Source organism: Sphingomonas sp. PL-96 (assembly GCF_020707215.1).
Lineage (GTDB): Bacteria > Pseudomonadota > Alphaproteobacteria > Sphingomonadales > Sphingomonadaceae > Sphingomonas.
In genome coordinates, this window is sequence record NZ_JAJFET010000001.1 from 438530 (window position 1) to 464889 (window position 26360).

Sequence of the window (26360 nt, forward strand, 5' to 3'; positions counted from 1 at the left end):
CTGCGGCGTGCACCAGGGTGAAAGCAGGCGTATGAACGAACAGATTGCAGGACGTGGGCAGCAGTGGCTCGATGGCGCCGCCATGGGCGCCTCGCTTCTCTGCCTGATCCATTGCCTGGTGCTGCCGGTGCTGATCGTGGCCGTGCCGATGCTCGCCGCCTTCCTGGCCCTGCCGGAAAGCTTCCACGCGCTCGCCTTCGCCTTTGCCGTGCCCACCAGCGCCATCGCACTGGGGCTAGGCTTTCGCCGCCATCGTAATCCAATGCCGATCGTCGTCGCTGCAATCGGCCTGCCGCTGCTTGGGGCCGGTGCATTCCTGCCCATCAGCGCCTGGCTGGAAGCGGCGCTGAGTACGTCGGGCGCGCTGCTGCTGGCGATCGGACACGGCCTGAACTGGAATGCCGGCACGCGTCGCCCAGGCGTCCCGCTCGCCTGCTAAAGCAGCAGCGCCTTTTCGGGCATCAGCGGCGGCTGCAGTTCGGTGCGCCCGAGCGCCGCGAGCAGCTCGCGCTCGACGGTGCGGACCAGCGCGTCGAGCGGCAGGTCGTTGGTCTCCTCGCCGAACGGGTCCTCCATCTCGTCGCCCAGCGTATCGAGCCCGAAGAAGGTATAGCAGACGACCAGCTCCACCAGCGGCGTCCACCAGCCCAGCGACTTCGCCAGCGCGAACGGCAGGAGCAGGCAGAAGGTATAGGCCGTCCGGTGCAGCAGCAGCGAATAGGCATAGGGCACCGGCGTCGCCTTGATGCGCTCGCATCCGGCCTGCACCCGGGTGAGGCCGATCAGCGGCTGTTCGAGCACCGAATAGCGGATGTCGCTGAGCGATCCGTCTTGCACAAGGGCGCTGCAGCGCCGGCCCACCTCGCGCAGCGCCGCGTCGGTCGGGTTCGGCACCGCCTCCCAATCCCCTGTGCCGCACCAGCGCGCGATCACCGGTGCTTCCGCCTTGCCGCGCAGCCGGGCAGCCAGGCCGTGGCTGAACCCGATCACGCCCAGGAGCAGCGGCTCGCGAAGCTCTGTGGAGAGGTGGGCGGTCTGGCGCGCGAAGCTGCGCACCTCGATGATCAGCTGCCCCCACAGCTTGCGGCCTTCCCACCAGCGATCATAGCAGGCGTTGTTGCGGAAGCTCATGAAGATCGACAGCGCCAGGCCGATCAGCGTGAACGGGATTGCGCCGAGCTGGGCCAGCATCGGCGGGTTGTGCGCCGCCAGCAGCACGGCCGCGACGGAGACGAGCAGCATCGCTGCCATGCGCGGGGCGATGCTGCGGATGATCGAGCCGCGGACGCGGAACAGGACGTCGAAGAGCGTGGGGCGGGGAAGGACGATCATCGGTTCATCTCAAGGGGCAGAGGACGGGTTCTGCCATGCCCCCGAGTCGGTGCAAGCCTCGCCCGTCAGCGGCCGTAGATGCGGTCTAGCACGGCTGCACTGTGCACCAGCTCCTCCGCATCCTCGGCAAAGCGCGGCGACTGCGCCAGCCGCTCGGCCCAGTCCGCGCCTGCACGGCCGCCCCAGGCATCGGGCGCATCCGCCAGCAGGTGTCGCGCCGTGCCGTCGAACCGCTCGGCGCGAAAATCGTAGAAGGAACCGTTGAGGTTGCGCAGCGCCGCGGCACCCCCAGTGCCGTAGAAGCTCGCCTCGATCACCGCATCCTGGCCCGCGGGCAGGCGCCACGAACAGGCGAGCCGCACCACCGTGCCGCCCGCCAGTACCAGTGTCGCGACCGCGAAGTCCTCGACTCGGGTATCGGGGTCTGTGAGCGGCTGGCCACCGCTCGACAGATGCGAGGTGACCTCGACCACCTCCGGGAAGCCCAGCGTCCACAGCGCCAGGTCGACCAGGTGCACGCCCAGGTCCATCACGCAGCCGCCGCCCGACTGGGCCGGGTCGTAGAACCACGGCTTGTCCGGGCCATAGGCGTTGTGGAACGTCAGGTCGATCGCATGGACATGCCCGAGCGATCCGTCACGCACCAGCGGCGCAATCTGCTGCATGCCGGCGGTGAAGCGGTAGGAGAAGTCCACCGACAGCAGCCGGTCGGCACGCCGGGCGGCATCGACCACGGCGCGCGCTTCGGCGGCGCTGCGGCCGAGCGGCTTCTGGCAGAACACCGCACAGCCGGCCTCCAGTGCCTGGATCGACTGAGCGGCGTGCAGCGCGCTCGGGGTGGCGATCACCACGCCGTCGAGGCCAAGCGCGAGCATCGCGTCGAGCGAGTCGACCACGGCCGCATCGGGGGCCAGCTTCTGCGCTTCCGCCACCATCTCGGGCGAGGGGTCGCTGATCGCGGTCGCCTCGACCGCGCCGGTCGCGAGCATCGCCTCCATGCGGTGGCGACCGATCCAGCCCACGCCCAGGAACCCGAGCTTCGGACGGGTCATGCCGGTTCTCCGAACGTCACCAGCGCCTTGACCATGCCGTCCGGCTTGTCGCGGGTGGCGATCAGCGCCTCGTCCAGCCGGTCGAGCGGGAAGCGGTGGGTGTAGAGCGGCGTCGGATCCAGCCGGCCGGATGCCACCGCTTGGGCGGCTTCCTGCAGGCCGCGCAGGTTCACTGCGGGATCGCGCTCATGCGCGCTGGCGATGTCGATGCCCTTCCAGTTCCACATCTGCATGTTGACCTGGCGCGGGCCGTCCTGGTGATAACCCGCGATCACCAGCCGACCGCCTTCGCGCACAATCTCGCTGGCGAGGTCGAGCGGCCATTGCTTGCCGACGCACTCGATCACGCGGTCGCAGCCGCGCCCGTCGGTCAGCCGCTTCACATCCTCCAGGATGCGCCAGTGATCGTCCATCACGATCGTCTCGGCCGCGCCATAATGGCGGGCGAGGTCGAGCGACGACTGGCGACGGGAAATCGCGATCACGCGCGCACCAGCCTCGGTCGCGAGCCTCGTGAGCACTGCACCCAGGAAGCCGATGCCGACGATCGCAACCGTCTGCCCCGCTTGCACATCGGTGCGGCGGAAGATGTTGAACGCGCAGCCCAGCGGCTCGCCGGGGAAAGGCTTGCCCGCCAGCGCTGCGGGCAGCTTCACCAGTGCGTCGACGTTCGCGACGTCATATTCGGCATAGGACTTGCCCGACAGCATCGCCACGCGATCGCCGATTGCGACGCCGGTCACGTCGGGGCCGAGCGCGTCGACCACGCCCCAGCCTTCATGGCCCATGCCGCCCGGCTCACCCGGGAACTGCGACCAGGGCTGTCCCTCGAACGGCTCGACGTTGGACGCGCAAACGCCGCAGCCCTCCAGCTTCACCCGCACCTCGCCCGTGCCGGGCACGGGCAGGGGAACCTGCTGCATCTCCATCGTGCCGGGCGCGGCGAGCACCGCCGCGCGCATCGTCTCGGTCATCGTCATTCCTGTTCGGGTAAAAGGGTCAGGCGCGCACTTCGAGCGCGGGCTCGGCCGCGGCCTGAACGCCACCTGCCGGCGCATAGCGATCGATCATCCACGCGCAGAAGTCCGCGAACTGCTGCGGCTCGTAGGGCGGGCTGGTGTGGTGCTTGCCCGGTCCCAGATGCTCGGGGGTGAAGCAGAAGGTGACGGTCACGTCGAAGTCCGCAAGCGCCTCCATCTGCCGGTCGAACCAGTCGAGCGCGTTGGGGCGGAAGCTGTCGGCCCAGCTGAGCCCGGTGCGCAGCTTCTTTGTGCCCAGCCGCTTCATCCAGGCGACCGCCTCGTCCAGCCGCGGGTCCTCATAATGGAACCACTGCATCAGTCCCATTTCCGACGCGACCTTGGCATAGTCGTCGAGCGCGGGCTTGGGGGTGCCGTCCTCGCGGATCAGGCCCATGTAGAAATGGCGATAGTAGCTCGAACCTTCCGCCTCGCGGTGGCGGGTGGTGGCGCCCCAGCTCTGCGGCAGGTCGTAGAGCGAATACCAGAAGATGCGCGGCACGCGGCCCACCAGCAGCTCGGCGGTCTTGTTGACGCCGAACACCTGCACCTCCTCGGCCCCGAACGAGCCGACGCCGACCTCGGTCACCCAGATCGGCTTGTTCGTCACCGCCTCGATCTCGGCGATCTTGTCCGGCCAGGCGTGGATCGGCCACAGGTTCCAGTCGAGCGGGAAGCCGTGCACCGCGACCGCGTCGACCGCGTCTAGCACGCCGCGCGCTTCCATCCGCTGCACCCAGGCCGGGTCGATCGGCGACATGCCCCCCAGCACCCGGGTGACGTTGGGGTTGATCGCGTGGATCGCATTGCCCGCGCGCACCATCGTGTCGGCAAAGATCGCCCATTCGGGGTCGAGCTCGGGGTCCCAGTGCGACTTGTTGTTCGGCTCGTTCCAGAGCATCGCGGCTTCGATCACTTGGCTTCCCCCTGTGCCGGCCCGCGGGCCGGATAGACTGCCGCCGGCCCGTACTCCGCATAGGGAACGGGTGCCACGCGGCACAGATAGACGTCGCGCTCCGGCCGCGCCTCGACGGTGAAGCCGGATGCCCGCAGCATCGCCTCCGACGCGGCATGGTTGGGCGCCCACCAGTTGGTCCAGTCGTGCGCGTACTCGCGCTCGATGAAGTGCATCTTGGGATAGCCCGGATCGTCGAAATAGGCAGGCGCATCATAGGTGCCGGGTACGTAGAAGGGGTGATCCTCCGGCACGTCACACACCTCGTCGGACCCGCGCTGCAGCGTCTGGAACAGCATCTGGTCGCGCGCGACATGCTCGCGGATCAGGTCCAGTGCCAGCAGCGGATGGCGCAGGTGGTAGAGCACCCCCATGAAGATCACGAGGTCGAACTTCTCGCCCAGCGACGCCACGTCATAGACCGACAGCTTGGCGAACTCGACGCCGGTGAAGCCCAGCGCCTCGGTCGCCAGCCGCGCCTGCGCCAGATAGCGTTCGTCGCTGTCGATGCCGAGCACGCGCGACGCACCCCGCCGCTTCATCTCGACCGAGTAGAAGCCGGCGTTGCAGCCGATGTCGAGCACGGTCTTGCCGGTCATGTCCTCCGGCAGGGCAGGGCCGAAGCGTTCGAACTTGAAGCGCGGATAATCGCCCAGGAAATGCTCGGGCGCGGTCTGGATGCCGTCGCCCAAATCGATGTTGTGGAACCAGGGCGCAAGCCGCGCCACTTCCTCGCGCAGCCGGTCGGTCGGCATCTTGGTCATTGCGGCACCTCGTTGAGCGTGACGATCCGGCCCTGGCTCCCGGCCAGCGCCAGTGTTGTGAGCGAGCCCGGTGCACAGTCGAACGCGAGCAGTCGGTCGAGGCTGAGCCCGAGAAAATGCGCTGCAACCCCACGGATCACGTCGCAGTGGCTGACGCACAGCACCGTGCCGCCGGTCGCCTCCAGCGACGCGACATGCGCCGCGGCGCGTGCGGTCGCGGCTGCCATGGTCTCGCCGCCCGGAGTAGGGGCGGTCGCGCGCTCGGCGTTCCAGCGGTCCCAGTCGGGGTCGCCGTGGAGGCTTGCGAAGCTGCGCCCGGACCAGGCGCCGAAGTCCACTTCATCCAGCGCGTCCACCAGCAGCACCTCCAGCCCGTGGCGCGCAGCGACGATCTCCGCGGTCTCGCGGGTCCGCCGGCGCGGGCTGCTGTGGATCGCGGTGAGCGGGGTCCGCGCCAGGCGATCGGCCAGGCGCTCGGCCTCGGCACGGCCGGCGGCGTTGAGCACGATCTCCGACCGACCACTCAGGATCGCGCCAACCTCATCATGGCTTCCGTGACGCGCAAGAAGGACGGCCGCGCTCAATGCGCGCCCGCGTCGGGCAGGATCAACATAGATGCTGAAAGCGCATTGCGGCGTCTTTTGGTTCCCATCGCGCGCAAAAATGTTTCCGATCCGGAACGAACTCAGGGAACAAAGATGAAGAAGAAGCTTTTCCTCATCACGGACACAAGCCTTTGAACAGGCTTGGGCGAGCCAAGTCAACGCAGGCGCCGCTGGGGGATGCAGCCGGGGCCTAGAGCGGGAGGAAGAATGGAACGAGTTCTCATTACCGGGGGGGCGGGATTCATTGGGCGCTTCGTCGCCGACGAACTGCTGGCACGCGGCAACGAAGTGCGTGTGCTCGATAGCCTGATCGAGCAGGTCCATGGCGCGACCGACGGCTCGCAGATGCTCAACAAGGAAGCCGAGCTGATCCGCGCGGACGTGCGCGACAAGGACGCGGTGCTGAAGGCCCTCGACGGCGTCGACAGCGTCATCCACCTCGCGGCGGAAGTCGGCGTCGGCCAGTCGATGTACGAAGTCGAGCGCTATACCTCGACCAACGACGTCGGCACGGCCGTGCTGTTCGAGGCGCTGATCGACAAGCCGGTGCGCCGCGTCGTCACCGCATCGTCGATGAGCATCTATGGCGAGGGCCTCTATCGCGACGCCGATGGTGAGCTCGTCGAGAATGCCGAGCGCAAGACGCTGAAGGACGGGCAGAAGAACTGGGAGCCGACCGACGCGCAGGGCCGCCCGCTCAGCCCCGTCGCGACGCCGGAGTGGAAGCGCCCGAACCTCGCCTCGATCTACGCGCTCAACAAATATGTGCAGGAACGCACGACGCACATCATGTCCGAGCCGTACGGCATCGAGGGCGTGTGCCTGCGGCTGTTCAACGTCTATGGCCCCGGCCAGGCGCTGTCGAACCCGTACACCGGCGTGCTCGCGATCTTTGCCTCGCGCTTCCTGAACGGCCAGTCGCCGCTGATCTTCGAGGACGGTGAGCAGCGCCGCGACTTCGTGCATGTCAGCGACGTGGCACGCGCGTTCGCCGACGCGCTGGTGCTGCCGCAGGCAGTCGGCGGCACCTTCAACATCGGCTCGGGCAACCATCGCTCCGTCAAGGAAGTGGCCGAGGAACTCGCCAAGGCGATGGGCAAGAACGACCTGACCGCCGAAGTGGTGGGCAAGGCGCGCATCGGCGACATCCGCCACTGCTTCTGCGACACGACGCTGGCCGCCGAAAAGCTCGACTTCCGCGCGACGCAGGACTTCCAGCAGGGGCTCGCCGAACTCGCCGAATGGGTCGCGCAGCAGACCGCGCAGGACCGTGTCGAGCAGATGCGTTCCGAACTGGAGAAGCGGGGCCTGGTGGCATGACGGGCGAGGGGAACGCTGCGGCGGACCCGCGGCCGATCCTGGTCACTGGCGGCGCGGGCTTCATCGGATCCAACCTCGCCGACCGTCTGGCCGGCGAGGGGCACCGGGTGCTCGTCTATGACGCGCTGTCGCGGGCGGGGGTGGATACCAACCTCGCCTGGCTGCAGCAGCGCCACGGCGACCGCATCGACTTCCTCCATTCGGACATCCGCGACGAGGCTCGGCTGGCGGACGCCGCCGCCGGTGCCAAGGCGGTGTTCCACCTGGCGGCGCAGGTGGCGGTGACCACCAGCATGGTGGACCCGCGCGACGATTTCTCGATCAACATCGCCGGCACGCTGAACCTGCTCGACGCGATCCGCACGCGCTCGCCCGAGACGCCGGTGATCTTTGCCTCCACCAACAAGGTATACGGCGACCTGATCGACCTTGATTTCGTGCTGGAGGATCAGGCCTATCGTCCCGTGGACGCGGAAGTTCGCGCGCACGGCATCGGCGAGGCGCGGCCGCTCGACTTCCACACGCCCTATGGCTGCTCCAAGGGCGCGGCGGACCAATATGTGCTCGACTACGCGCGCAGCTTCGGTCTGAAGACCGCGGTGCTGCGGATGAGCTGCATCTATGGTCAGCGCCAGATGGGAACCGAAGACCAGGGATGGGTCGCCCACTTCCTGATCCGCGCGCTCGAAGGCAAGCCGATCACGCTCTACGGCGACGGTCATCAGGTCCGCGACATCCTGGACGTGTCGGACGCGGTCGACGCCTATGTCGCCGCATGGCGCAACATCGACGCGGTCGCGGGCCAGGCGTTCAACCTGGGCGGTGGCCCGGACAATGCGATCAGCCTGCGTCAGCTGCTCGCCTATATCGGCGAAGTGCTCGGCCGCGATGTCGACCTGAGCTTCTCCGACTGGCGAGCGGGTGACCAGCGCTATTTCGTCGCCGACACGCGCAAGGCGCAGGAGGCCCTTGGCCTGGGCAAGCGCGTCGACTGGCATGACGGCGTCGCACGGCTGGCCCGCTGGTTGGCTGAGGCGCGCGGCATCAATGCGCCCATTGGCGTTCCGGCGGCGGACGCGTCCGCAGGGGCCGCTTGATGGCGGTGCGGGTGTTGATCACCGCCGACGCCGTCGGCGGCGTGTGGCAATACGCAACCGATCTCGCCTGTGCGCTCGCCCCGCTCGGCTTTGAGCCGACGGTGGCGGTGCTCGGGCCGGAGCCGAACGCGGCGCAGCGGGCGCCGGTCGAGGCAGCGGGCATCCCGCTGATCGAGACGGGGCTGCCGCTCGACTGGCTGTGTGACGGCCCCGTGCCGGTGCGCGAGGCCGGCGAGGCGCTGGCTTCATTGGTGCGCGAGCGGGGCTTCGACCTCGTCCATTGCAACATGCCGACGCTGGCGGCGAGCGGCGCGTTCGACGTGCCGCTGGTGGCGGTCGCCCACGGCTGTCTCGCAACCTGGTGGGATGCCGCCAACGGCACCAAGCTGCCGCCGGACTATCGCTGGCAGCGCACACTTACCGAACAGGGTTTCCGCGCCGCCAGCCGCGTCGTCGCGCCGACCGCAGCCTTCGCCGCGGTGATCCAGCGCACCTATGGCCTGGCCGAGCTGCCGCTTGCCGTTCACAACGGCCGCCGGCCGCTGGTCGAAGGGGCGGGGGAGCCTGCCGACTGCGTGTTCACCGCGGGGCGGCTGTGGGATCAGGTCAAGCAGACCCGCTCGCTCGACCGTGTCGCTGCGCGCCTGAGCGTGCCGTTCCACGCCGCCGGGGCGCTGGTCGGGCCGCACGGCGAACAGGTGCCGGCCGATCACCTCGACCCGCTCGGCCTGCTCGGCGAGGCGGAGCTGGCCGAATGGCTTGCCCAGCGCCCGATCTTTGTTTCCGCCGCGCGGTTCGAGCCGTTCGGCCTGGCGGTGCTGGAGGCGGCGGCTGCCGGTTGCCCGCTGGTGCTCGCCGACCTGCCGACCTTCCGCGAATTGTGGGACGGCGCCGCAACCTTCGTGGCGGCGCAGGACGAGGACGGCTTCGTCGCCGCGATCGAGAGCCTGCGCGCCGATCCCGCGCATCGCGCCGCGATGGGCGAGGCCGCGAAGCAGCGCGCCGCGCGCTACACGCCGACCGCCGTTGCGCACGACATGGCCGCGCTCTACCGCGCGCTGCTCGAGCCCGCCGCAACCCTCACGCGGAGTGCCGCGGCATGAAGATCGCCTATTTCACCCATTCGCTGCTATCGTGCTGGAACCACGGCAACGCGCATTTCCTGCGCGGCGTGCTGCGCGAGTTGATCGCCCGCGGCCACGACGTCCGCACGCTGGAGCCGGAGGGCAACTGGAGCCTCGCCAACCTGCTCGCCGATGGCGGGGAAGCGGGGCTGGAGCCCTATCGCACTGCCTATCCGGACCTGTCATCGGACAGCTTTTCGCCCGGCACCGATCCCGCCGAACTGGTCGGCGATGCCGAGCTGGTGATCGTCCACGAATGGAACGACCCCGCGCTGGTCGCTGCCATTGGTGATCTGCGCAAGCGAGGCGGCCGCTTCACCCTGTTGTTCCACGATACCCACCACCGCGCCGTTAGCGATCCCGACGCAATCCGGGCGTTCGACTTGTCGGGCTATGACGGCGTGCTCGCGTTCGGCGAGACGCTGTCCGAGGTCTATCGCCACTGGGGCTGGGAAGGGCGCGTCTGGACCTGGCACGAGGCTGCCGACACCCGCCACTTCCACCCGCCGGTGCACGAAGGTGCGCGCGAGGGCTTGGTGTGGATCGGCAACTGGGGCGACGGCGAGCGTACGCAGGAACTGGAGGATTTCCTCTTCCGCCCCGCAAACGCCGCGGGCCTGCCGCTCGACATCTACGGCGTGCGTTATCCGGACGAGGCCAAGGCGATGCTCGCCTCACACGGGGCGCGCTATCGTGGCTGGGCGCCCAATGCGAAGGCACCGGAGATCTTCGCCCAGCATCTCGCCACCGTGCACGTCCCGCGCCGCTACTACGCGACCATCCTGCCCGGCATCCCCACCATCCGCGTGTTCGAGGCGCTCGCCTGCGGGCTGCCGCTGGTGTCGGCGCCGTGGGAGGATGCCGAGGGGCTGTTCCGCCCGGGCACCGACTATCTCGTCGCCCGCGACGGCGCCGAGATGACTCGCCACCTGACGGCGTTGCGCAACGACCCGGACCTGCGCGCGAGCCTCGCCGCCGCCGGGCTGGAGACGATCCGCGCCCGCCACACCTGCGCCCACCGTGTCGACGAGCTGCTCGCCGTCGTCGCGAGCCTCGGCGCCCCGCAAGTTGAGAGGAACGTGGCGTGAAGATCGCCTTTTACGGATCGAGCCTGGTGTCGTCCTACTGGAACGGCGCCGCCACCTATTACCGCGGCATCCTGCGCGACCTGGCGCAGCGCGGCTACCAGATCAGCTTCTACGAACCCGACGCCTTCGATCGCCAGAAGCACCGGGACATCGACGCACCGGACTGGGCGCGCTCGGTGGTGTACCCCGCAACCGAAGAGGCGATGCGCGGCGTGCTTGCCGAAGCGGCCGATGCCGACATCGTCGTCAAGGCGAACGGCGTGGGCGTGTTCGACCGCGAACTGCTGGAGGGCATCGTCGAGCATGCCGCGCCGCACGCGCTCAAGATCTTCTGGGACGTCGACGCCGCGGCCACCCTGGACGAAATGCGCGCCGACGCGGACCATCCCGTGCGCCGCGCGCTTCCGGATCTCGACGCGGTGTTCACCTATGGCGGCGGCCCGCCGGTCGTGAACGCGTACAAGGGTTTCGGCGCCGCCGACTGCGTGCCGGTCTACAACGCGCTCGACCCGACGACCCATTTCCCGGTCGAACCCGATCCGCGCTTCGCCTGCGACCTCGCCTTTCTCGGCAATCGCCTGCCCGACCGCGAAGCCCGGGTGGAGGAGTTCTTCCTCAAGGCCGCAGCCGCGCTCCCCGAGCAGCAGTTCCTCATCGGCGGCAATGGCTGGGAGACCAAGGCCATGCCAGCCAACGTCCGCCATCGTGGGCACGTCTATACGGCGGAGCACAACGCGTTCAACTGCACCCCGCGTGCGGTGCTGAACGTGGCGCGCGACAGCATGGCAAACGTCGGCTTCTCGCCTGCGACCCGCGTGTTCGAGGCGGCGGGCGCTGCCGCCTGCCTCATCACCGACGCCTGGGAAGGCATCGAGCAGTTCCTGATCCCGGACGAGGAAGTGCTGGTCGCGCGCGACGGCCAGGACGTGGCGGATCATCTCGCCGCGCTGACCCCCGAACGCGCGCAGGCGATCGGGCAGGCAGCGCTCAAGCGCGTGCTCGCCGAACACACCTACACGCTGCGCGGCGCGCAGGTGGACCAGCTGTTCCAGGCCCATGCCGAGCGGCAGCGGGAAGTCGCATGAAGCTCGTCGTCCTCGGCCTTTCGCTGTCGTCTTCCTGGGGCAACGGCCACGCCACCACCTTTCGTGCGCTGCTGAAGGCCTATGCCGCGCGCGGGCATGACATCCTCTTCCTGGAGCGGGACGTGCCCTGGTACGCATCGCACCGCGACCACGTCGATCCCGACTATTGCCGGCTGGAATTCTATGCCGACCTGGAGGGGCTGGACGCATGGCGCGAGCAGATCGCGCACGCCGACGCGGTGATCGTCGGCTCCTATGTGCCCGAAGGCGTGGCGGTCGCGCGTTATGTGCAGGACGTGGCGGAGGGCGTAACCGCCTTTTACGACATCGACACGCCGGTGACGCTCGCCAAGCTCACCCGCGGCGATTTCGAATATCTCTCGCCGGAGGTGATTCCCGGCTACGACCTCTATCTGTCGTTCACCGGCGGGCCGACGCTGGAGCGGCTTGAACGCGACTATGGCTCGCCCGCGGCACGGGCCTTCTACTGCTCGGTCGACCCGGCGCTTTATGCGCCGACGGGCACGGAGAAGCGCTGGGACCTGTCCTACCTCGGCACCTACAGCGACGATCGCCAGCCGACGCTCGAGCGGCTGCTGCTGGCGCCGGCGCGCGCGCTGCCGCATCGCCGCTTCGTCGTGGCGGGGCCGCAGTATCCGGACACGATCGACTGGCCGGCCAATGTCGATCGCATCGACCATCTGCCGCCGTCCGAGCACGCCGACTTCTACTCGGCGTCGCGCTTCACGCTCAACGTGACGCGTGCGGACATGATCGCGGCCGGCTGGTCGCCCTCGGTGCGCCTGTTCGAGGCGGGCGCCTGCGGAACCCCGATCGTGTCGGATCGCTGGGACGGGATCGACGACCTGTTCGCACCCGGCCAGGAGATCCTGCTCGCTGACGATGGCGCCGCCGTGATCGCCGCCATCGAGGGCGCGGACGCCGCGGCAATGGGGGAGGCTGCGCGCGCTCGCGTGCTGGCCGCCCACACTGCCGCGCATCGCGCTGCCGAACTGGAACACCACCTCCGTGAAGCGGCTGCGCGGCAGGAACCGCAGACCGCGTTGGCAGGGGCCGCATGATGAACGAACAGAACGAAAAGAAGGAGCGGAACATGGCGCAGGACAATGCTGGCGTAGCGCTGGTCGCTGGTGGGGCGGGCTTTATCGGCTCGCATCTGTGCCGGTCGCTGGTGGAGCAGGGGTATGAGGTGCTGTGCCTCGACAACCTCCAGACCGCGCGCCCGTCCAACCTGCGGCTGCTGGAGGCGCTGCCAAACTTCACCTTTGTGGAGGCGGACATCGTCAACCCGCTGCCCCAGGCGGTGCTGGATCGCGCCGATCGCATCACGCGCATCTACAATCTCGCCTGCGCCGCCTCGCCGCCGCAGTATCAGGCTGACCCTGAGCACACGATGCTGACGAACGTCGTCGGCACGAACCACCTGCTGCGGCTGGCCGAAAAGACCGGCGCCCGCTTCCTGCTCACTTCCACCAGCGAGGTTTATGGCGACCCGGAAGTGCATCCGCAGGCGGAAGGCTATCGCGGCTGGGTGAGCTGCACCGGCCCGCGCGCCTGCTATGACGAGGGCAAGCGCGCTGCCGAGGCGCTGACCTTCGACTATGCCCGCATGAAGCGCGCGGAGGTGCGCGTCGCTCGCATCTTCAACACCTATGGCCCGCAGATGCACCCGGACGACGGCCGCGTCGTCTCCAACCTCATCTGCCAGGCGCTGTCGGGCCGTGACATCACCGTCTATGGCGACGGCAGCCAGACCCGCAGCTTCTGCTATGTGTCCGACATGGTCGACGCACTGATGCGGCTGATGGAAAGCGACATCAACCCGATGGAGCCGGTCAACCTGGGCAACCCGACCGAGTTCACCGTCAACGAGCTGCTGGAGAAGGTGCTGCTCGCGACCGGCGTCGACGGCCGCGTGACCTACGCCCCGCTGCCGCAGGACGACCCCCGCCGCCGCCGCCCCGACATCAGCCGCGCCAAGGCAGTGCTCGGCTGGGAGCCGACCGTGCCGCTGGAAGACGGCCTGGCGCGCACCAGCGCCTGGTTCGCCGAGGAACTGGGCGTCGACATGGCCCAGCTGACGACGCCGGAACCGCTGCGCGCCCGGGCGTAACGGCGCCAAGTCGCGAACGGTTCGTGCGAGCCGTTTGAGACCCGCCGACGCATAACGCTGAACAAGAACCGTATCCCCGCGCAGGCGGGCATCCAGGGCGAAGCAGAGCCAGGGTCGTCAGCGTCCGGGACCCTGGGCTCCCGCCTGCGCGGAAGCACGAAAGCGGAAGGGGGCAGGACCGCGTCCTGCCTCGTTCCATTTCGGGACTGAAGCCATCTCCCGCCCGCGTGCAAATGGTAAACAAATCCTTACCATCGCGGGCATGGCGCATCGAGACTCCCGCCCCGTATCGAGCCCCTCGCACCCGTTCCGCCGCGCGCTGGCAGACACGCGCCGCACGTCGGCCACCAGCAACGGCGAGGACGACCTGAAGCTGTTCGTGGTGAGCTTCACCGCCTTCTTCGTCTGCTTCTACAGCGTCTTGCTGTAAGCCAGCCTGCGCCCCAACCGTTCGTGCTGAGGTGGGGCTGAGCGAAGTCGGAGACCCGCATCAGCATCTGCCGACACGGCATGACGTTCGATCGTGGCCCAGGATGGACGGACCGACGAACTACCCCGATCCGAATGGCCTCAGTCGCAGGCGCAGTGCAGTTTCCACGCCAGCCACGCCGAGAGCACGCACATGCCGGCCACCACCAGCAGCATGTCCTCCGGCGTCACGCCCGCTGCGCTCACCAGGCTCACCACCACCGCGCCAACCGTCATCGCGCCGGCATTGACGATGTTGTTGGCGGCCACCGTGCGCGCGGTCTGGTCCTTGGTGACCGTGGTCGTCAGGAACGCATAAAGCGGCACCACGAACATGCCGCCAGTGACGGAGATCGCCAGCATCGTCGCGAGCAGCCCGATCGCGCGCGGCTGCATCAGGAAATCGTGGAAGCCGTACAGCGTACCCGCCGGCGCCTGCACCCAGCCGCGCGATTCCAGCGACAATGCGACGACCGCCGCGCCCATCGCGATCACCGAGGCGGGCGCATATTTCGCCGACACCTTGCCGCGCAGCAGCGCGTTGATCACCACCGACCCGATCGCCACGCCCACCGAGAAGATCGCGATGGTGAGGCTGGCGACTCGCTCGTTGGCGGTCAGCACATTCTTCACCAGCGGTGGGAAGATCACGATCATCACCGACCCGATCGTCCAGAAAAAGCTGATCGCCAGGATCGCCAGGAACAGCCGGCGGATATGCATCGTCGCCGCGACCAGCCGCCACGAGGAGGTGAAGGGATTGTAGTTGAGCTTGAGCTCGGCCCCCAGCCGCGGTGCGCTCGGCACCATCCGGCCGGTGACCCAGCCGATCAGCGCGATGCCGATCACCAGCAGCGCGGAATGCTCGACCGTGATCCAGCCGGCAATCACCGTGCCCAGCAGGATCGAGAGATAGGTCCCGGCCTCCACCAGGCCCGTGCCGCCCAGCACCTCGTCGTCCTTCAGATGCTGCGGCAGGATCGCGTATTTGATCGGCCCGAAAAATGTCGAGTGCGTGCCCAGCAACAGCACCGCGCCCAGCATCAGCGCCAGCCCCAGGTTGATCCAGCCCGCCTGCGCCAGGAACACGCCGACGGCGCCCAGGATCATGATCCCGATCTCCGCCGTCTTCACGATGCGGATGATGCGCGCCTTGTCGCTGGTGTCGGCCAGCTGCCCCGACAGCGCCGACAGCACGAAAAACGGCAGGATGCCCAGCGCCGTCGCCAGCGCGTTGAAATTCTGTTCCGCCTGCGCATCGGCGAAAATCTGATAGGTCGCGAACAGCACGACCGCCTGCTTGAACAGGTTGTCGTTGAAGGCGCCCAGGAATTGCGTGACGAACAAGGGGAGGAAGCGGCGCTTCCTGAGCAGCCCGAGCGCATTCAGCATCGTGTCGTCAGTACCTTATGTCGTTGCATCGCGCAGGCTTGTGGCACCCGGCATAGCCCAGCCGGGCGAGCCGCTTCAATGCGCGATTAGCGCTTCTCGCGGCTTGGGGGGCGGTGCTAGACCCCCGCGCGTGCTGACGCTTCCCAACATCCTCACGCTGTCGCGGATTTTCGCGGTACCCCTGCTGGTCGCCTTTTTGTGGTGGCCGCAATGGCATGCGGGTTATGCGATCGCCTTTGCGCTCTACTGCCTGATGGGCGTGACCGATTATTTCGACGGCTATCTCGCCCGCTCGAACGGCACCGTATCGAAGCTGGGCGTGTTCCTGGATCCGATCGCAGACAAGATCATGATCGCTGCCGTGATCCTGATGCTGGTCAGCACGCGCCATGACACGACGCTGATCACCGGCATCCACCTGATCGCGGCGCTGGTGATCCTGCTGCGCGAGATCGCGGTGTCGGGACTGCGCGAGTTCCTGGCCGGCCTCCAGGTGTCGCTTCCCGTGTCGCAGCTGGCGAAGTGGAAGACGACGCTGCAGCTGGTTGCATTCGGCGCGCTCATCCTCGCGGGGGCGGTACCCGACATCTGGTGGGTGCGCGCTGTGGGCCTCGCCTGCCTGTGGGGCGCGGCCGTGCTCACGCTGGTAACCGGCTGGGACTATCTTCGCGTCGGCCTGAAGCACATGGACAGCTGATGCCGATCACCATGCTCTATTTCGCCTGGGTGCGCGAGGCGGTGGGTACCGGTGCCGAGACCGTCGAGCCGCCGGCGGGCATCGCCACGGTCGGTGCGCTGGTGGAATGGCTCTCGGGCAAGAGCCCCGCGCATGCCGAAGCCCTTGCCGATCGCGCGCGGTTGCGCGCTGCGGTCGACCAGCGCTTCGTCGGCCCCGACGCATCGATCGAAGGCGCGCGAGAGATCGCGATCTTCCCGCCGGTGACGGGCGGATGATCCGCGCGGTCGTCCAGGCGGAGCCGATCGACCTGGCAGCGACGCTCGCCAGCGTCGAGGGTGCGGATGCCGGTGCGGTGGCAAGCTTCTCCGGCTTCGTGCGCGCCGACGATGGCGTCAGCGAACTGGCGCTCGAACATTATCCTGGCATGACCGAGGCGGTGCTGCACGGCCTGGCGGAGGAAGCCGCCACGCGTTGGCAGTTGCAGGCGGTGGCAGTGGTGCACCGCGTCGGGCCGATGGCACCCGGCGAGCGCATCGTGCTGGTCGCCACCGCCGCCCGACATCGTCATGCCGCGCTGGAGGCCTGCACCTTTCTGATCGACCGGCTGAAGACAGAGGCTCCGTTCTGGAAGCGCGAGCGCCGGGCGGATGGCGCAAGCTGGGTGGAAGCGCGCGAGGCCGACAGCGGAGCAGCGAGTCGCTGGCGCTGAAGGTCAGGCCGTTGGTCCTGAGGTCGGCTCCGTCTTCGCGAGACGCCCCGCGTGCCCCAACCTCTCCAAGGCTTATCCAGATAGTGCAGGAGGAGGGGCCAGCCCCCCTCCCGCGCAGATTCAGCCGAGCTTGGGGACGAGCACGCCGTTCACGACGTGGAACACGCCGTTCGCCTGGTTGACGTCATAGGTGGTGACATAGGCCTTGGTGCCATTGGCGTCGGTCAGCGTGATCGCGCCATTCTCCAGCCCCGCGGTCAGCGGCTGGCCGGCGACGGTCGTCAGCGTCAGCGTGCCCCCGGCGCTTTCGATCTGCGTCTTCAGCGTTGCGGCGTCGAGCTTGCCCGACACGACGTGATAGTTCGCGATCTTTGCCAGGGTTTCCTTGTTCTCCGGCTTCAGCAGCGTGTCCATGGTCCCCGGAGCGAGGCGGCCGAACGCATCATTGTCGGGTGCGAAGACGGTGAAGGGGCCGGGGCCGGCAAGCGCGGTGTTCACGCCTGCGGCCTTGAGCGCGTTGACCAGCGTCGAAAGGTTCGGTGCCGCCGTCAGGTTCTCGACGATCGTCTTGTTGGGTGCCATCTGAGCGCCGCCGACGGCCGGGTTCGGCTTGGCGGGCGCATTCGGTGCTGCGCCGGGGGCGGCCGGAGTGACGGGCGTGGTGCCCGCAGGGGTGCTGGTCTGCGGGGCCGTCTGGGGGGCGGGCGTCGCGGTCGTGGTCTGCGCCAGCGCCGGTGCCGCGGTTGCGGCAACGACGGCCAGAGCGGATACGATCGGAAGACGGAACATCAGTTTCTCCTCAACGGATACGGTTGTGCGCAGGTCGCCAGGACGCCTGGAGCACCCGATCGAACCTTCCGGAGACACGGTCTGTCCACCCCGCCGGGACGAGTTGTGGTCATTGCGGGGTGGAGAGCATGCTCGCCAGCAGCCGGAAGTCCCGCTCGCGCGGGGAGGCGCGCCGCCACACCAGCGCGATCTGTCGCGATGCCTTGGCCGCGTCGATCCGGCGCGCGACCACCTGGGTGTGGTCCAGGATGCCCGCTTCCACCGCCATTTCCGGCAGCATCGTGTGGCCCAGTCCGTTGTCCACCATCTGCACGATGGTGTGGAGCGAGGTGCCCAGCATCGTCGCGCGCCCGCGCAGCTCCGGGTGGGGGCAGGCCCGCAGCGCGTGGTCCTTCAGGCAATGCCCGTCCTCCAGCAGCAACAGCCGCGCGGCATCGATGTCGTCCGCGACCATCGGCCCCGCCCCAGGCTGCGCGTCCCCCTCCGGCACCGCCAAGTAGAGGGGATCGTCGAACAGGGGCGCCACCTCCACGTCACCGCAGGCGAAGGGCAGGGCGAGCAGCACGCAGTCCGACCGGCCGTGGTGCAGCGCTTCACACGCCGCCTGGCTCGGCTCCTCGCGCAGGAAGAGCTTGAGGTCCGGATATTCCTCCCGCAGCCGCGGCAGGATGCGCGGCAGCATGAACGGGGCGATCGTCGGGATGACGCTCATCCGCATCTCGCCCGACAGCGGCCGGCCAGCGGCGCGTGCCATGTCGGCCAGTTCCTCCGCTTCGCGGATCACCGTGCGTGCCTTGTCGACGATCGCCTCGCCGAGCGGCGTGAACCGCACCACCCGGCGGGTGCGCTCGACCAACGTCACCCCGATCAGCGTTTCCAACTCGCGGATGCCGGCCGACAGCGTAGACTGCGTGACGTAGGACGCCTCTGCCGCGCGGCCGAAGTGGCCGGCGTCGCGAAGCGCGACCAGATATTGCAGCTGCTTCAGCGTCGGCAGATAGGTGGTGCTCATGGCCGTATTCTTATCGAGCCAGTCGATCACCTGCCAGCGATTGCGGGCCCCTTCATGCGATAGCCGCGGCTGTGGCCCGCAATCTGCGCGGTGTTGCTGGAAATCCGCAGCGGCTCGTCCTAAATGTCGGCGACCGTGGAAGGAAACAGCATGGCCGGGCGGCTCGGCGCATATCTCGATTCGATCAAGGCCCGGGACCCGGCGCCGCGTTCGCGCGCGGAAATCCTGCTGTACCCTGGCGTGTGGGCGCTTGGCTTCCATCGTATCGCGCATCGCCTGTTCCAGGCGCGGCTGTTCTTCCTGGCGCGCGCGGTAAACCACTTCTCGCGCTTTCTGACCGTGATCGACATCCATCCGGGCGCCAAGATCGGCCGCAACTTCTTCATCGACCATGGCTTCACCGTGATCGGTGAGACCGCGGAGATCGGCGACAACGTCACCATCTACCAGAACGTCACGCTGGGCGGCACGAGCCCGGACAATGGCATCGCCGGCAAGCGCCACCCGACCTTGAGCGATGGCGTGATCGTCGGATCCGGCGCGCAGGTGCTCGGGCCCATCATCGTCGGCCCGCGCGCCCGCGTCGGTGCCAATGCCGTGGTCACGCGCGACGTTCCGGAAGGGGCGGTGATGGTCGGCATTCCGGCGCGTCCGACTCTGGTCGATTCCACCGCCTATCAGCGCGATTTCGTTCCCTATGGCACCCCGTGCCGCGACCTGCACGATCCGCAGGGGCAAAAGATCGAGACGCTGCGCTGCGAGCTGGAGGCGCTGCGCCGCCGCCTGGATATGGCGGTCGCTGAAGCAGAAGAGCATCGCAACCGCGCCTGATGGGAGTCGTCACGCCCTTTCCCGCCAGCGCCGCCCGCCCGAGCCAGATCGGCTTCGAGCGCGCCGAGCTTACGCGCATCCTCGACCTCTACGGCCGGATGGTCGCGGCCGGGCATTGGCGCGACTATGCGATTGACCTCGGCCGCGATGCCGCCGTCTTCTCCTGCTTCCGCCGTACCGCCGAACGGCCCGAGTTCCGGATCGAAAAGCGCCCCGCGCTTCGCAATCGCCAGGGCATGTGGGCGCTGGTCAACGAAGTCGGCGCGGTGCTGAAGCGCGGGCACGAACTGGGCCCGGTGCTCGCCCCGGTCGAACGCCGGCTGATGAAGCTGGTGGAGGAGTAGGGGCGTAAGACGGCGAGCGCCGTTGGAGCGGGCCTGAGCAGCCGCCGCGGTCGTTTCTGTCCGCACCCGGGGCCAGGCGAGGTCTCTGCGAAGGGCGCAATGGCGTCGCGCCGGATTCACCACTCCCGAAGGATAGCGCCGGAGGCGCATACGCAGCTCCCCGCGCCTAGACACACAAACGCGCGCCCTCCGCTAGGAAGGCGCGCGTCCGTGGCGCTTGGGGCGCTTAGGCGTTACTTGCCGCCGGGGTTGCGGCAGCTGTCCTTCACGGTGCGCGAGCACACCGGATAGTTTTCCTGCGCGGCCGGGGCGGGGGTGGTTGCCGGCGGCGCGAAGGTGATCGGGCCGGTGGTCGACGGGGTCATGGTCGACGACGGCGCTGCCGTGGTCGTGTCGCTGGTAGTCGTGGTGGTGTCCGTGCCGGTCGTCGTCGTAGTGTCGGTGGTGGTGCCCATCGAGCCGGTGGCGTCGGTCGGCGGGGTGGTCTGGCCCGGAGTGGTCTGGGCGACGGCCGCGCCGCTGAGGGTCAGGGCGGCGGCAAGAGCAAGGAGCTTCATGGTATCTTCTCCCGAAAATTGAAACAGCGGACCCTCAACGCGCCATTTTCGGAATCTATCCGTAACGAGTTTCAGTTGCCCGCATCCAGCGCATAGCCTGCCGACCGAACGGTACGGATGATGTCGGGCAGCCCGTCGCCGTTGATCGCCTTGCGCAGCCGCCGGATATGGACGTCGACGGTGCGGGTCTCGATCTCCGTGTCGCGGCCCCACACGGCATCCAGCAGCCGCTCGCGCGAGAAGACCCAGCCGGGATGCTGGAGGAAATGCTTGAGCAGGCGGAACTCGGTCGGCCCCAGCGGCACGATCTCGCCCGCGCGGCGCACCTTGTGGCCCACAGTGTCCATCTCGATATCGGCATAGGCGAGCGTCTCGCCGGCCAGCGCCGGGCGCACGCGGCGGAGCACGGCCTTCACGCGCGCGACCAGCTCGCGCGGGGAGAAGGGCTTGGTGACATAGTCATCGGCGCCGGTTTCAAGCCCGCGCACCCGGTCCTCTTCCTCGCCGCGCGCGGTGAGCATGATGATCGGCACGTTCGCCGTTTCGGGCGCGCGGCGCAGGCGGCGGCACACCTCGATCCCCGACAGCCCCTCGACCATCCAGTCGAGCAGCACCAGGTCGGGCGTCGCTTCGCGCGCAAGCAGCAGCGCCTCCTCGCCGTCGGGCGTGTGGCGGACGTCGAAGTCCTCGCGCCGGAAATGATAGGCGAGCAGCTCGGCGAGCGCCGCATCATCTTCCACGAGCAGCATGCTAGCTTTGGCCATGACGTCCTTCAGCGCTCCGAGCTCTCTTGGGGCTCGCGTCCGCTCAGATAGCGTCCGGTTGCCGCGAAATAGACCATCTCCGCCACGTTGGTGGCGTGATCGCCGATCCGTTCCAGGTTCTTCGCCACGAACAGCAGGTGCGCCACCTGGCCGATGGTGCGCGGGTTCTCGACCATGAAGGTTACCAGCGTGCGAAAGATGCTGTCGTAGAAATCGTCCAGCGCATGGTCGCGCTCGCACACCGCCATCGCCGCGTCCGCGTTGCGCGCCGAGAAGGCGTCCAGCACGTCGTGCACCATGTCGCTGGCCATCTGCGCCATGGCGGGCAGCAACGACACCGCCTCGATCCGATCCTCGCCGTGGTGGATCATCGGCACCCGCTTGGCGATGTTCTTGGCATAGTCGCCGATGCGCTCGACGACCGCCGCGATCTTCAGCGCGGCGACCACCTCGCGCAGGTCGTCCGCCATCGGGGCCCTGAGCGCGATGACGCGCACCACCAGCCGCTCGACCTCGGCCTGGATCGCGTCGATCTTTTCGTCTGCCGCGCGAACTTCCTTGGCCAGCGTCGGGTCGTTGCGCTGCAACGCCAGCATCGCGTCGGAGATCGCCTGTTCGGCAAGCCCGCCCATCTGCGAGATCAGCGCGCGCAGGTGTCCGATCTCCGCATCGAACGCCTTGACGGTATGTTCGTGGCCCGTGGGCATGCTGCTCTCCTCAGCCGTAGCGGCCGGTAATATAATCCTTCGTCCGTTCCTGTCGCGGATTGGTGAAGATCTCGGACGTGACGCCATATTCCACCAGATTGCCCAGGTGGAAGAAGGCGGTGCGTTGCGACACGCGGGCCGCCTGCTGCATGTTGTGGGTGACGATCACGATCGCATAGCGCCCGCGCAGCGCGTGGATCAGCTCCTCGATCTTGGCGGTCGCGATCGGATCGAGTGCCGAGCAGGGCTCGTCCATCAGGATCACTTCCGGATCGACCGCAATGGCGCGAGCGATGCACAGCCGCTGCTGCTGGCCACCCGAAAGCGCGGTGCCGCTGTCCGACAGCCGGTCCTTCACCTCTTCCCACAGGCCAGCGCGCTGTAGCGAGCGTTCGACGATCCCCTCCAGGTCGGCGCGGCTGGGCGCGAGCCCGTGAATGCGCGCGCCATAGGCGACATTCTCGAAGATCGATTTGGGGAAGGGGTTGGGCTTCTGGAACACCATGCCGACGCGGGCGCGCAGCTGCACCACGTCCATCGACTTGTCGTAGATGTCCTCGCCATCAAGCCGGATGTCGCCGGTCACCCGCGCGTTCGACACCGTGTCGTTCATCCGGTTGAGCGTGCGCAGGAAGGTCGACTTGCCGCAGCCCGAAGGGCCGATGAACGCGGTCACCCGGTCCATGTCGACGTCGATCGAGACATCCTTGATCGCCTGCTTGTCGCCGTAGAAGACGTTGACGTCGCGCGCCGACATCTTGGGCGCGGTGGCGGATGTGGGGCTATGGTTCACCAGCGGGTCTCGAAGCGGTTGCGGAGGTAGATGGCGAAGGCGTTCATCGCGAGCAGGAACGCCAGCAGCACGAGGATCGCGGCCGAGGTCTTCTCGATGAAGCCGCGGCTGACCTGGTCGGACCAGAGAAAGATCTGCACCGGCAGCACCGTCGCAGGATCGGCCAGGCCCTGCGGCGGCTGGACGATAAAGGCGCGCATGCCGATCATCAGCAAGGGCGCGGTCTCACCCAGCGCACGCGCCATGCCGATGATCGTGCCCGTCAGGATGCCGGGCAGGGCCAGCGGCAGGACATGGTGGAACACGACCTGCACCGGGCTCGCGCCGACGCCCAGTGCTGCGTCGCGGATGGAGGGCGGCACCGCCTTGATGGCGTTGCGCCCGGCGATGACGATCACCGGCATGATCATCAGCGCAAGCGTCAGCCCGCCGACGATCGGCGCCGACCGCGGCAGGTTGAACGTGCCGAGGAACAGCGCGAGGCCGAGCAGGCCGAAGATGATCGAGGGGACTGCCGCCAGATTGTTGATCGACACCTCGATCAGGTCGGTCCAGCGGTTCTTGGGGGCATATTCCTCAAGGTAGAGCGCCGACAGCACGCCCACCGGGAAGGCGATCAGCAGCGTGATCGCCATGGTGAGCAGCGAGCCTTTCAGCGCACCCCAGATGCCGACGGCGGTCGGATCGGTCGAATCCGCGCCGGTCAGGAAGCTCCAGTTGAAGCCGCTGCGGATCGCGCCGGCTGCCTTGAGGCGCTGGACCATCTGCTCGGCGGCGGGGCTCCCGGCCGACTTATAGGCTTCCTCGATGCCGGGGGCTGCCGGCACGAACAGGGTGGTGCGGCGCGACAGCAGCGTGGGATCGGCCTTGATCGCGTCGCGCACGGTCAGCCACGCGCTGTCGGCGATCACCGGCTGTTCCTCGCCGAACGCCTTCATCGCAGCGAGGCTGGTCGTGTTCTCCAGCCCGGCGCCCGACAGGGCCAGGTCGGCGCCCGCGCTCGTCAATTGGGCCGGAGTCACCTCCAACTGCGCGGCGGGCAGGTCGATCGGCAGCGCCACCTGCGCGCGCTGGAACCCGCCGATGCCGGCACTCAGCATCGACACCAGCAGGAACGCCAGGAACCCGGCCGAGATCAGCACCGCCAGGAAGCCCAGCGCCCGGAAGCGTCGCTCGGCGGCATAGCGGCGGCGGATGCGCTGCTGCATCGCCCGCGCTTTCCAGTCGGTGGGGCGACGCTCGGCCGGTTCGTGCCCGGCGGCGGGGATGCCCGCGACGATGGGGCTATTCATACGCTTCCCGATAGCGCTTCACGACGCGAAGCGCGACGATGTTGAGGAGAAGGGTGACGAGGAACAGCGTCAGCCCAAGGGCAAACGCTGCCAGCGTCTTGGGGCTGTCGAACTCCGCCTCGCCGGTCAGCAGGTCGACGATCTGCTTGGTGACGGTGGTGGTGCTCTCGAACGGGTTGAGCGTGATGTTGGCGGCGCCCGATGCGGCCATCACCACGATCATGGTTTCACCGATCGCGCGGCTGACGGCCAGCAGGATGCCGGCGACGACGCCGGGCAGGGCGGCGGGCAGCAGCACGCGGCGGATCGTCTCCGATGTGGTGGCGCCCATCGCCAGGCTGCCGTCGCGCATCGATCCGGGCACCGCCGCAATCGAGTCATCCGCCATCGAGGAGACGAACGGGATGATCATCACGCCCATCACCAGCCCTGCCGCAAGCGCGCTTTCCGAGCTGGCGTAGGGCATGCCCAGCATCACGGCCAGGTCGCGGATCGCCGGTCCGACCGTCAGCGCCGCGAAATAGCCGTAGACCACCGTCGGAATGCCGGCGAGGATCTCCAGGATCGGCTTCATCCAGCGGCGTGTCGTCGGCCGCGCATATTGCGTGAGGTAGATCGCGCTCATCAGCCCGAACGGGATCGCGACCAGCATCGCGATCACCGCGCCGATGAAGAAGGTGCCCCAGAACAGCGGCACCGCGCCCAGCGTCGCGCCAGGATCGCTGGCGCGGATCACCTGCGGGCTCCAGCGGGTGCCGAACAGGAAATCGCCGATCGGCACGATGGAAAAGAAGCGCCCGCTTTCGAACAGCAGCGACAGGAAGATGCCCAGCGTCGTGAGGATCGCGATCAGCGACGCGGCGAGCAGCGCCAGCATCACCGCCCGCTCGACCCGGGTTCGCGCGCGAAAATCCGGGCGGATGCGGGTGAAGGCGAATGCAGCACCCGCAAAGGCGAGCAGCAGCGCCACCCCCGTGCCGATCCACAGGTAGCGTGACTGCGCCGCGGCATAGACCGGCACCAGCGGCTCCGACAGCGGGTTGAATGCGCCATAGGCATTGCCGTTGGCGAGCGCGCGGGCCTCGGCGAGCACGGCGGCGCGCTCGAACCCGTCTGTGGGAAGCGTGGCGGCAGCCGGGCTGGCGAGAACCGCTTCCTCGGCCAGTTGCGGCGCGATCGCCGACCACACGGCAAGGAACAGCAGGGCAGGGATTGCTACCCACATCGCCATGTACCAGCCGTGCTGGCTGGGCAGCGAGTGCAGGCGCGCGTCGCCGCGGCGCACGAAGCTGCCGGCGCGCGTGCGGGCGACGATCCAGCCGATGAGGGCAAGGCCGATCAGCAGGAAGAAAAGGGCAAAGCTGCTCATGCTCGGATCAATGCAGGACGGAGGGGTCGAGAGGGGTGCCTTGGGCGATGACCGCGCGCGCGGCGGTGCGCACCGCCTCGGGTGCCGCGATCATGCCGCGCCGCGTCAGCGGGCCATCGGGGTTCCACGAATCGGCATAGCGCGCCAGGAAGTCGGTCATGCCGGGCACCGCGCGCAGGTGCGCCTTTTTCACATAGAGGAACAGCGGCCGCGCACCCGGATAGGTGCCCGACGAGATCGTCTCGTAGGACGGCGTCACCCCGTCGAGCGGCACGCCGTGCAAGCGGCTGCGGTTCTCCTCCAGATAGCTGAAGCCGAACACGCCGATCGCATTGGGGTTGGTGGACAGGTTCTGCACGATCAGATTGTCGTTCTCGCCCTTGTCGACATAGGCGGCATCGTCGCGGATGCGCGTGCAGAGGTCTTCGTAGCGTTCCTTGTTGCTGTCCTTCATCGCCTTGGCCTCGGGCATCGCGGCCTCACAGGCGGGCACCATCACCAGTTCGACCAGGGCATCGCGCGTGCCGCTGGTGGAAGGCGGGCCGAACACCTGGATCGGGATGTGCGGCAAGTCCGGATTGACGTCGCTCCAGAAGCGCGCCGTGTTCGGCTTGCCGAGCGGGTTGGCGGACAGCGCCAGATAGACGTCACGATCGTTCAGCTGCAGCTTGGGGCCGTTGTTCGCCTCTGCCAGCACGACGCCGTCGACGCCGACCTGCACTTCCATCACGTCCTTCACGCCGTTCGCGATGCAGCCCTGCATCTCGGACTTCTTGATGCGCCGCGACGCGTCGAGGATGTCGGGGTGTTGGGGGCCGACGCCGCCGCAGAACAGCTTCACGCCGGCACCCGTGCCGGTCGATTCAATCACGGGCGCGCGCAGGGCGGGATTGGCGTTGATCATCGCCTCCGCCACTGCGGTGGTGAAGGGGAAGACGGTCGAGGAGCCGACCACCCGAATCTGGTCCCGTGATACGTTGCGATCGCATGCCCCCAGCGCCAGCAGCGCAGCGGTGACCATCGCGATACGGCGGATCATCGTCGTCTTCTCCACAGCGGGCGCGGGACTCGCACGTTCG

At 68.1% G+C, this 26360-nt stretch carries 30 protein-coding genes; 14 read left to right on the plus strand and 16 right to left on the minus strand.

Annotated features, from left to right (window positions below):
- Positions 1-31 precede the first annotated feature (31 nt).
- Positions 32-439, plus strand: coding sequence for a MerC domain-containing protein (locus LK533_RS02105; RefSeq protein WP_229361101.1), 408 nt, complete (start codon positions 32-34; stop codon positions 437-439).
- Here the strand turns inward: LK533_RS02105 and LK533_RS02110 are convergent.
- The 6 genes from LK533_RS02110 to LK533_RS02135 form a co-directional block, all read right to left on the minus strand.
- Complete coding sequence (locus tag LK533_RS02110) at positions 436-1332, minus strand: bestrophin family protein (protein WP_229361102.1); 897 nt, start codon at positions 1330-1332, stop codon at positions 436-438. The two genes, LK533_RS02105 and LK533_RS02110, sit on opposite strands and share 4 nt — an antisense overlap.
- Positions 1333-1397: 65 nt before the next feature.
- Positions 1398-2384 (minus strand): Gfo/Idh/MocA family protein, encoded by a 987-nt coding sequence (locus LK533_RS02115; protein ID WP_229361103.1) that lies wholly within the window; start codon positions 2382-2384, stop codon positions 1398-1400.
- Positions 2381-3358 (minus strand): MDR/zinc-dependent alcohol dehydrogenase-like family protein, encoded by a 978-nt coding sequence (locus tag LK533_RS02120; protein ID WP_229361104.1) that lies wholly within the window; start codon positions 3356-3358, stop codon positions 2381-2383. Before LK533_RS02120 ends, LK533_RS02115 begins: the two co-directional genes overlap by 4 nt.
- Before the next feature lie 25 nt (positions 3359-3383).
- Positions 3384-4319, minus strand: a complete 936-nt coding sequence (locus tag LK533_RS02125) for a glycosyl hydrolase (protein ID WP_229361105.1) — start codon at positions 4317-4319, stop codon at positions 3384-3386.
- The gene (locus tag LK533_RS02130) at positions 4316-5122 is read right to left on the minus strand and encodes a TIGR04290 family methyltransferase (RefSeq protein ID WP_229361106.1); all 807 of its coding nucleotides are present in this window, start codon (positions 5120-5122) and stop codon (positions 4316-4318) included. The genes LK533_RS02125 and LK533_RS02130 overlap by 4 nt, the downstream gene beginning before the upstream one ends.
- The gene (locus LK533_RS02135) at positions 5119-5706 is read right to left on the minus strand and encodes a histidine phosphatase family protein (RefSeq protein WP_229361107.1); all 588 of its coding nucleotides are present in this window, start codon (positions 5704-5706) and stop codon (positions 5119-5121) included. Before LK533_RS02135 ends, LK533_RS02130 begins: the two co-directional genes overlap by 4 nt.
- Positions 5707-5934: 228 nt before the next feature.
- Between LK533_RS02135 and LK533_RS02140 the strand changes: the two genes are divergently transcribed.
- From LK533_RS02140 to LK533_RS02175, 8 genes are all read left to right on the plus strand, one after another.
- On the plus strand, positions 5935-7047 hold the full coding sequence (locus LK533_RS02140) for an NAD-dependent epimerase/dehydratase family protein (RefSeq protein ID WP_229361108.1): 1113 nt from the start codon (positions 5935-5937) through the stop codon (positions 7045-7047).
- Positions 7044-8144 (plus strand): SDR family NAD(P)-dependent oxidoreductase, encoded by a 1101-nt coding sequence (locus LK533_RS02145; RefSeq protein WP_229361109.1) that lies wholly within the window; start codon positions 7044-7046, stop codon positions 8142-8144. Before LK533_RS02140 ends, LK533_RS02145 begins: the two co-directional genes overlap by 4 nt.
- Complete coding sequence (locus tag LK533_RS02150) at positions 8144-9247, plus strand: glycosyltransferase family 4 protein (protein WP_229361110.1); 1104 nt, start codon at positions 8144-8146, stop codon at positions 9245-9247. The genes LK533_RS02145 and LK533_RS02150 overlap by 1 nt, the downstream gene beginning before the upstream one ends.
- Positions 9244-10356, plus strand: a complete 1113-nt coding sequence (locus LK533_RS02155; RefSeq protein WP_229361111.1) for a CgeB family protein — start codon at positions 9244-9246, stop codon at positions 10354-10356. Before LK533_RS02150 ends, LK533_RS02155 begins: the two co-directional genes overlap by 4 nt.
- The gene (locus LK533_RS02160; protein WP_229361112.1) at positions 10353-11441 is read left to right on the plus strand and encodes a CgeB family protein; all 1089 of its coding nucleotides are present in this window, start codon (positions 10353-10355) and stop codon (positions 11439-11441) included. The genes LK533_RS02155 and LK533_RS02160 overlap by 4 nt, the downstream gene beginning before the upstream one ends.
- Positions 11438-12523, plus strand: coding sequence for a CgeB family protein (locus tag LK533_RS02165; protein ID WP_229361113.1), 1086 nt, complete (start codon positions 11438-11440; stop codon positions 12521-12523). Before LK533_RS02160 ends, LK533_RS02165 begins: the two co-directional genes overlap by 4 nt.
- Entirely contained in the window at positions 12523-13575 is a 1053-nt protein-coding gene (locus LK533_RS02170) for a UDP-glucuronic acid decarboxylase family protein (RefSeq protein ID WP_229361114.1), read from the plus strand. The genes LK533_RS02165 and LK533_RS02170 overlap by 1 nt, the downstream gene beginning before the upstream one ends.
- 262 nt (positions 13576-13837) lie before the next feature.
- Positions 13838-14005 (plus strand): hypothetical protein, encoded by a 168-nt coding sequence (locus tag LK533_RS02175; protein WP_229361115.1) that lies wholly within the window; start codon positions 13838-13840, stop codon positions 14003-14005.
- A gap of 140 nt (positions 14006-14145) precedes the next feature.
- Here the strand turns inward: LK533_RS02175 and LK533_RS02180 are convergent, their stop codons facing one another.
- A complete protein-coding gene (locus tag LK533_RS02180) occupies positions 14146-15435 on the minus strand; it encodes an MFS transporter (protein WP_229361116.1) in 1290 nt (429 codons plus the stop codon).
- A gap of 130 nt (positions 15436-15565) precedes the next feature.
- On the opposite strand from LK533_RS02180, the gene pgsA reads away from it, so the two are divergent.
- The 3 genes from pgsA to LK533_RS02195 are packed head-to-tail and all read left to right on the plus strand — an operon-like array spanning position 15566 to position 16823.
- Positions 15566-16132 (plus strand): CDP-diacylglycerol--glycerol-3-phosphate 3-phosphatidyltransferase, encoded by a 567-nt coding sequence (gene pgsA / locus LK533_RS02185; RefSeq protein WP_229361117.1) that lies wholly within the window; start codon positions 15566-15568, stop codon positions 16130-16132.
- Positions 16132-16389: a molybdopterin converting factor subunit 1 gene (moaD, locus tag LK533_RS02190; RefSeq protein WP_229361118.1), complete on the plus strand. Its 258-nt coding sequence runs from the start codon at positions 16132-16134 to the stop codon at positions 16387-16389. The genes pgsA and moaD overlap by 1 nt, the downstream gene beginning before the upstream one ends.
- Complete coding sequence (locus LK533_RS02195) at positions 16386-16823, plus strand: molybdenum cofactor biosynthesis protein MoaE (RefSeq protein ID WP_229361119.1); 438 nt, start codon at positions 16386-16388, stop codon at positions 16821-16823. The genes moaD and LK533_RS02195 overlap by 4 nt, the downstream gene beginning before the upstream one ends.
- A 120-nt stretch (positions 16824-16943) precedes the next feature.
- Here the strand turns inward: LK533_RS02195 and LK533_RS02200 are convergent, their stop codons facing one another.
- Positions 16944-17612 carry a fasciclin domain-containing protein gene (locus tag LK533_RS02200; RefSeq protein ID WP_229361120.1) on the minus strand — a complete coding sequence of 223 codons (669 nt, stop codon included), beginning with the start codon at positions 17610-17612 and terminating at the stop codon, positions 16944-16946.
- Between the two features lie 109 nt (positions 17613-17721).
- Positions 17722-18624: a hydrogen peroxide-inducible genes activator gene (locus LK533_RS02205; RefSeq protein WP_229361121.1), complete on the minus strand. Its 903-nt coding sequence runs from the start codon at positions 18622-18624 to the stop codon at positions 17722-17724.
- A 150-nt stretch (positions 18625-18774) separates the two neighbouring features.
- Here LK533_RS02205 and epsC point away from each other — a divergent pair, with 150 nt between their 5' ends.
- Positions 18775-19455 (plus strand): serine O-acetyltransferase EpsC, encoded by a 681-nt coding sequence (gene epsC / locus LK533_RS02210; protein ID WP_229361122.1) that lies wholly within the window; start codon positions 18775-18777, stop codon positions 19453-19455.
- Positions 19455-19799: a DUF2794 domain-containing protein gene (locus LK533_RS02215; protein ID WP_229361123.1), complete on the plus strand. Its 345-nt coding sequence runs from the start codon at positions 19455-19457 to the stop codon at positions 19797-19799. Before epsC ends, LK533_RS02215 begins: the two co-directional genes overlap by 1 nt.
- 233 nt (positions 19800-20032) lie before the next feature.
- Here the strand turns inward: LK533_RS02215 and LK533_RS02220 are convergent, their stop codons facing one another.
- The 7 genes from LK533_RS02220 to LK533_RS02250 all read right to left on the minus strand — a co-directional run bounded on the left by LK533_RS02220 (position 20033) and on the right by LK533_RS02250 (position 26320).
- The gene (locus LK533_RS02220) at positions 20033-20356 is read right to left on the minus strand and encodes a hypothetical protein (protein WP_229361124.1); all 324 of its coding nucleotides are present in this window, start codon (positions 20354-20356) and stop codon (positions 20033-20035) included.
- 71 nt (positions 20357-20427) lie between these two features.
- Positions 20428-21120, minus strand: a complete 693-nt coding sequence (gene phoB / locus LK533_RS02225) for a phosphate regulon transcriptional regulator PhoB (protein WP_229361125.1) — start codon at positions 21118-21120, stop codon at positions 20428-20430.
- 8 nt (positions 21121-21128) lie between these two features.
- Positions 21129-21827, minus strand: a complete 699-nt coding sequence (gene phoU / locus LK533_RS02230) for a phosphate signaling complex protein PhoU (RefSeq protein WP_229361126.1) — start codon at positions 21825-21827, stop codon at positions 21129-21131.
- 10 nt (positions 21828-21837) lie between these two features.
- A complete protein-coding gene (pstB, locus tag LK533_RS02235; RefSeq protein ID WP_229361732.1) occupies positions 21838-22584 on the minus strand; it encodes a phosphate ABC transporter ATP-binding protein PstB in 747 nt (248 codons plus the stop codon).
- Positions 22585-22616: 32 nt separating this feature from the next.
- The gene (gene pstA / locus LK533_RS02240) at positions 22617-23912 is read right to left on the minus strand and encodes a phosphate ABC transporter permease PstA (RefSeq protein WP_229361127.1); all 1296 of its coding nucleotides are present in this window, start codon (positions 23910-23912) and stop codon (positions 22617-22619) included.
- Positions 23905-25281 (minus strand): phosphate ABC transporter permease subunit PstC, encoded by a 1377-nt coding sequence (pstC, locus tag LK533_RS02245; protein WP_229361128.1) that lies wholly within the window; start codon positions 25279-25281, stop codon positions 23905-23907. The genes pstA and pstC overlap by 8 nt, the downstream gene beginning before the upstream one ends.
- Positions 25282-25288: 7 nt before the next feature.
- Positions 25289-26320 (minus strand): substrate-binding domain-containing protein, encoded by a 1032-nt coding sequence (locus LK533_RS02250; RefSeq protein WP_229361129.1) that lies wholly within the window; start codon positions 26318-26320, stop codon positions 25289-25291.
- Between the last annotated feature and the right edge of the window lie 40 nt (positions 26321-26360).

Coding starts and splice junctions, on each gene's coding strand:
- LK533_RS02105 (WP_229361101.1), top strand. CDS start 32: ATGAACGAACAGATTGCAGGACGTGGGCAGCAGTGGCTCGATGGCGCC.
- LK533_RS02110 (WP_229361102.1), bottom strand. CDS start 1,332: ATGATCGTCCTTCCCCGCCCCACGCTCTTCGACGTCCTGTTCCGCGTC.
- LK533_RS02115 (WP_229361103.1), bottom strand. CDS start 2,384: ATGACCCGTCCGAAGCTCGGGTTCCTGGGCGTGGGCTGGATCGGTCGC.
- LK533_RS02120 (WP_229361104.1), bottom strand. CDS start 3,358: ATGACCGAGACGATGCGCGCGGCGGTGCTCGCCGCGCCCGGCACGATG.
- LK533_RS02130 (WP_229361106.1), bottom strand. CDS start 5,122: ATGACCAAGATGCCGACCGACCGGCTGCGCGAGGAAGTGGCGCGGCTT.
- LK533_RS02140 (WP_229361108.1), top strand. CDS start 5,935: ATGGAACGAGTTCTCATTACCGGGGGGGCGGGATTCATTGGGCGCTTC.
- LK533_RS02145 (WP_229361109.1), top strand. CDS start 7,044: ATGACGGGCGAGGGGAACGCTGCGGCGGACCCGCGGCCGATCCTGGTC.
- LK533_RS02150 (WP_229361110.1), top strand. CDS start 8,144: ATGGCGGTGCGGGTGTTGATCACCGCCGACGCCGTCGGCGGCGTGTGG.
- LK533_RS02155 (WP_229361111.1), top strand. CDS start 9,244: ATGAAGATCGCCTATTTCACCCATTCGCTGCTATCGTGCTGGAACCAC.
- LK533_RS02165 (WP_229361113.1), top strand. CDS start 11,438: ATGAAGCTCGTCGTCCTCGGCCTTTCGCTGTCGTCTTCCTGGGGCAAC.
- LK533_RS02170 (WP_229361114.1), top strand. CDS start 12,523: ATGAACGAACAGAACGAAAAGAAGGAGCGGAACATGGCGCAGGACAAT.
- LK533_RS02175 (WP_229361115.1), top strand. CDS start 13,838: ATGGCGCATCGAGACTCCCGCCCCGTATCGAGCCCCTCGCACCCGTTC.
- LK533_RS02180 (WP_229361116.1), bottom strand. CDS start 15,435: ATGCTGAATGCGCTCGGGCTGCTCAGGAAGCGCCGCTTCCTCCCCTTG.
- moaD (WP_229361118.1), top strand. CDS start 16,132: ATGCCGATCACCATGCTCTATTTCGCCTGGGTGCGCGAGGCGGTGGGT.
- LK533_RS02195 (WP_229361119.1), top strand. CDS start 16,386: ATGATCCGCGCGGTCGTCCAGGCGGAGCCGATCGACCTGGCAGCGACG.
- LK533_RS02200 (WP_229361120.1), bottom strand. CDS start 17,612: ATGTTCCGTCTTCCGATCGTATCCGCTCTGGCCGTCGTTGCCGCAACC.
- LK533_RS02205 (WP_229361121.1), bottom strand. CDS start 18,624: ATGAGCACCACCTATCTGCCGACGCTGAAGCAGCTGCAATATCTGGTC.
- epsC (WP_229361122.1), top strand. CDS start 18,775: ATGGCCGGGCGGCTCGGCGCATATCTCGATTCGATCAAGGCCCGGGAC.
- LK533_RS02215 (WP_229361123.1), top strand. CDS start 19,455: ATGGGAGTCGTCACGCCCTTTCCCGCCAGCGCCGCCCGCCCGAGCCAG.
- LK533_RS02220 (WP_229361124.1), bottom strand. CDS start 20,356: ATGAAGCTCCTTGCTCTTGCCGCCGCCCTGACCCTCAGCGGCGCGGCC.
- phoB (WP_229361125.1), bottom strand. CDS start 21,120: ATGGCCAAAGCTAGCATGCTGCTCGTGGAAGATGATGCGGCGCTCGCC.
- phoU (WP_229361126.1), bottom strand. CDS start 21,827: ATGCCCACGGGCCACGAACATACCGTCAAGGCGTTCGATGCGGAGATC.
- pstB (WP_229361732.1), bottom strand. CDS start 22,584: ATGTCGGCGCGCGACGTCAACGTCTTCTACGGCGACAAGCAGGCGATC.
- pstA (WP_229361127.1), bottom strand. CDS start 23,912: ATGAATAGCCCCATCGTCGCGGGCATCCCCGCCGCCGGGCACGAACCG.
- pstC (WP_229361128.1), bottom strand. CDS start 25,281: ATGAGCAGCTTTGCCCTTTTCTTCCTGCTGATCGGCCTTGCCCTCATC.
- LK533_RS02250 (WP_229361129.1), bottom strand. CDS start 26,320: ATGATCCGCCGTATCGCGATGGTCACCGCTGCGCTGCTGGCGCTGGGG.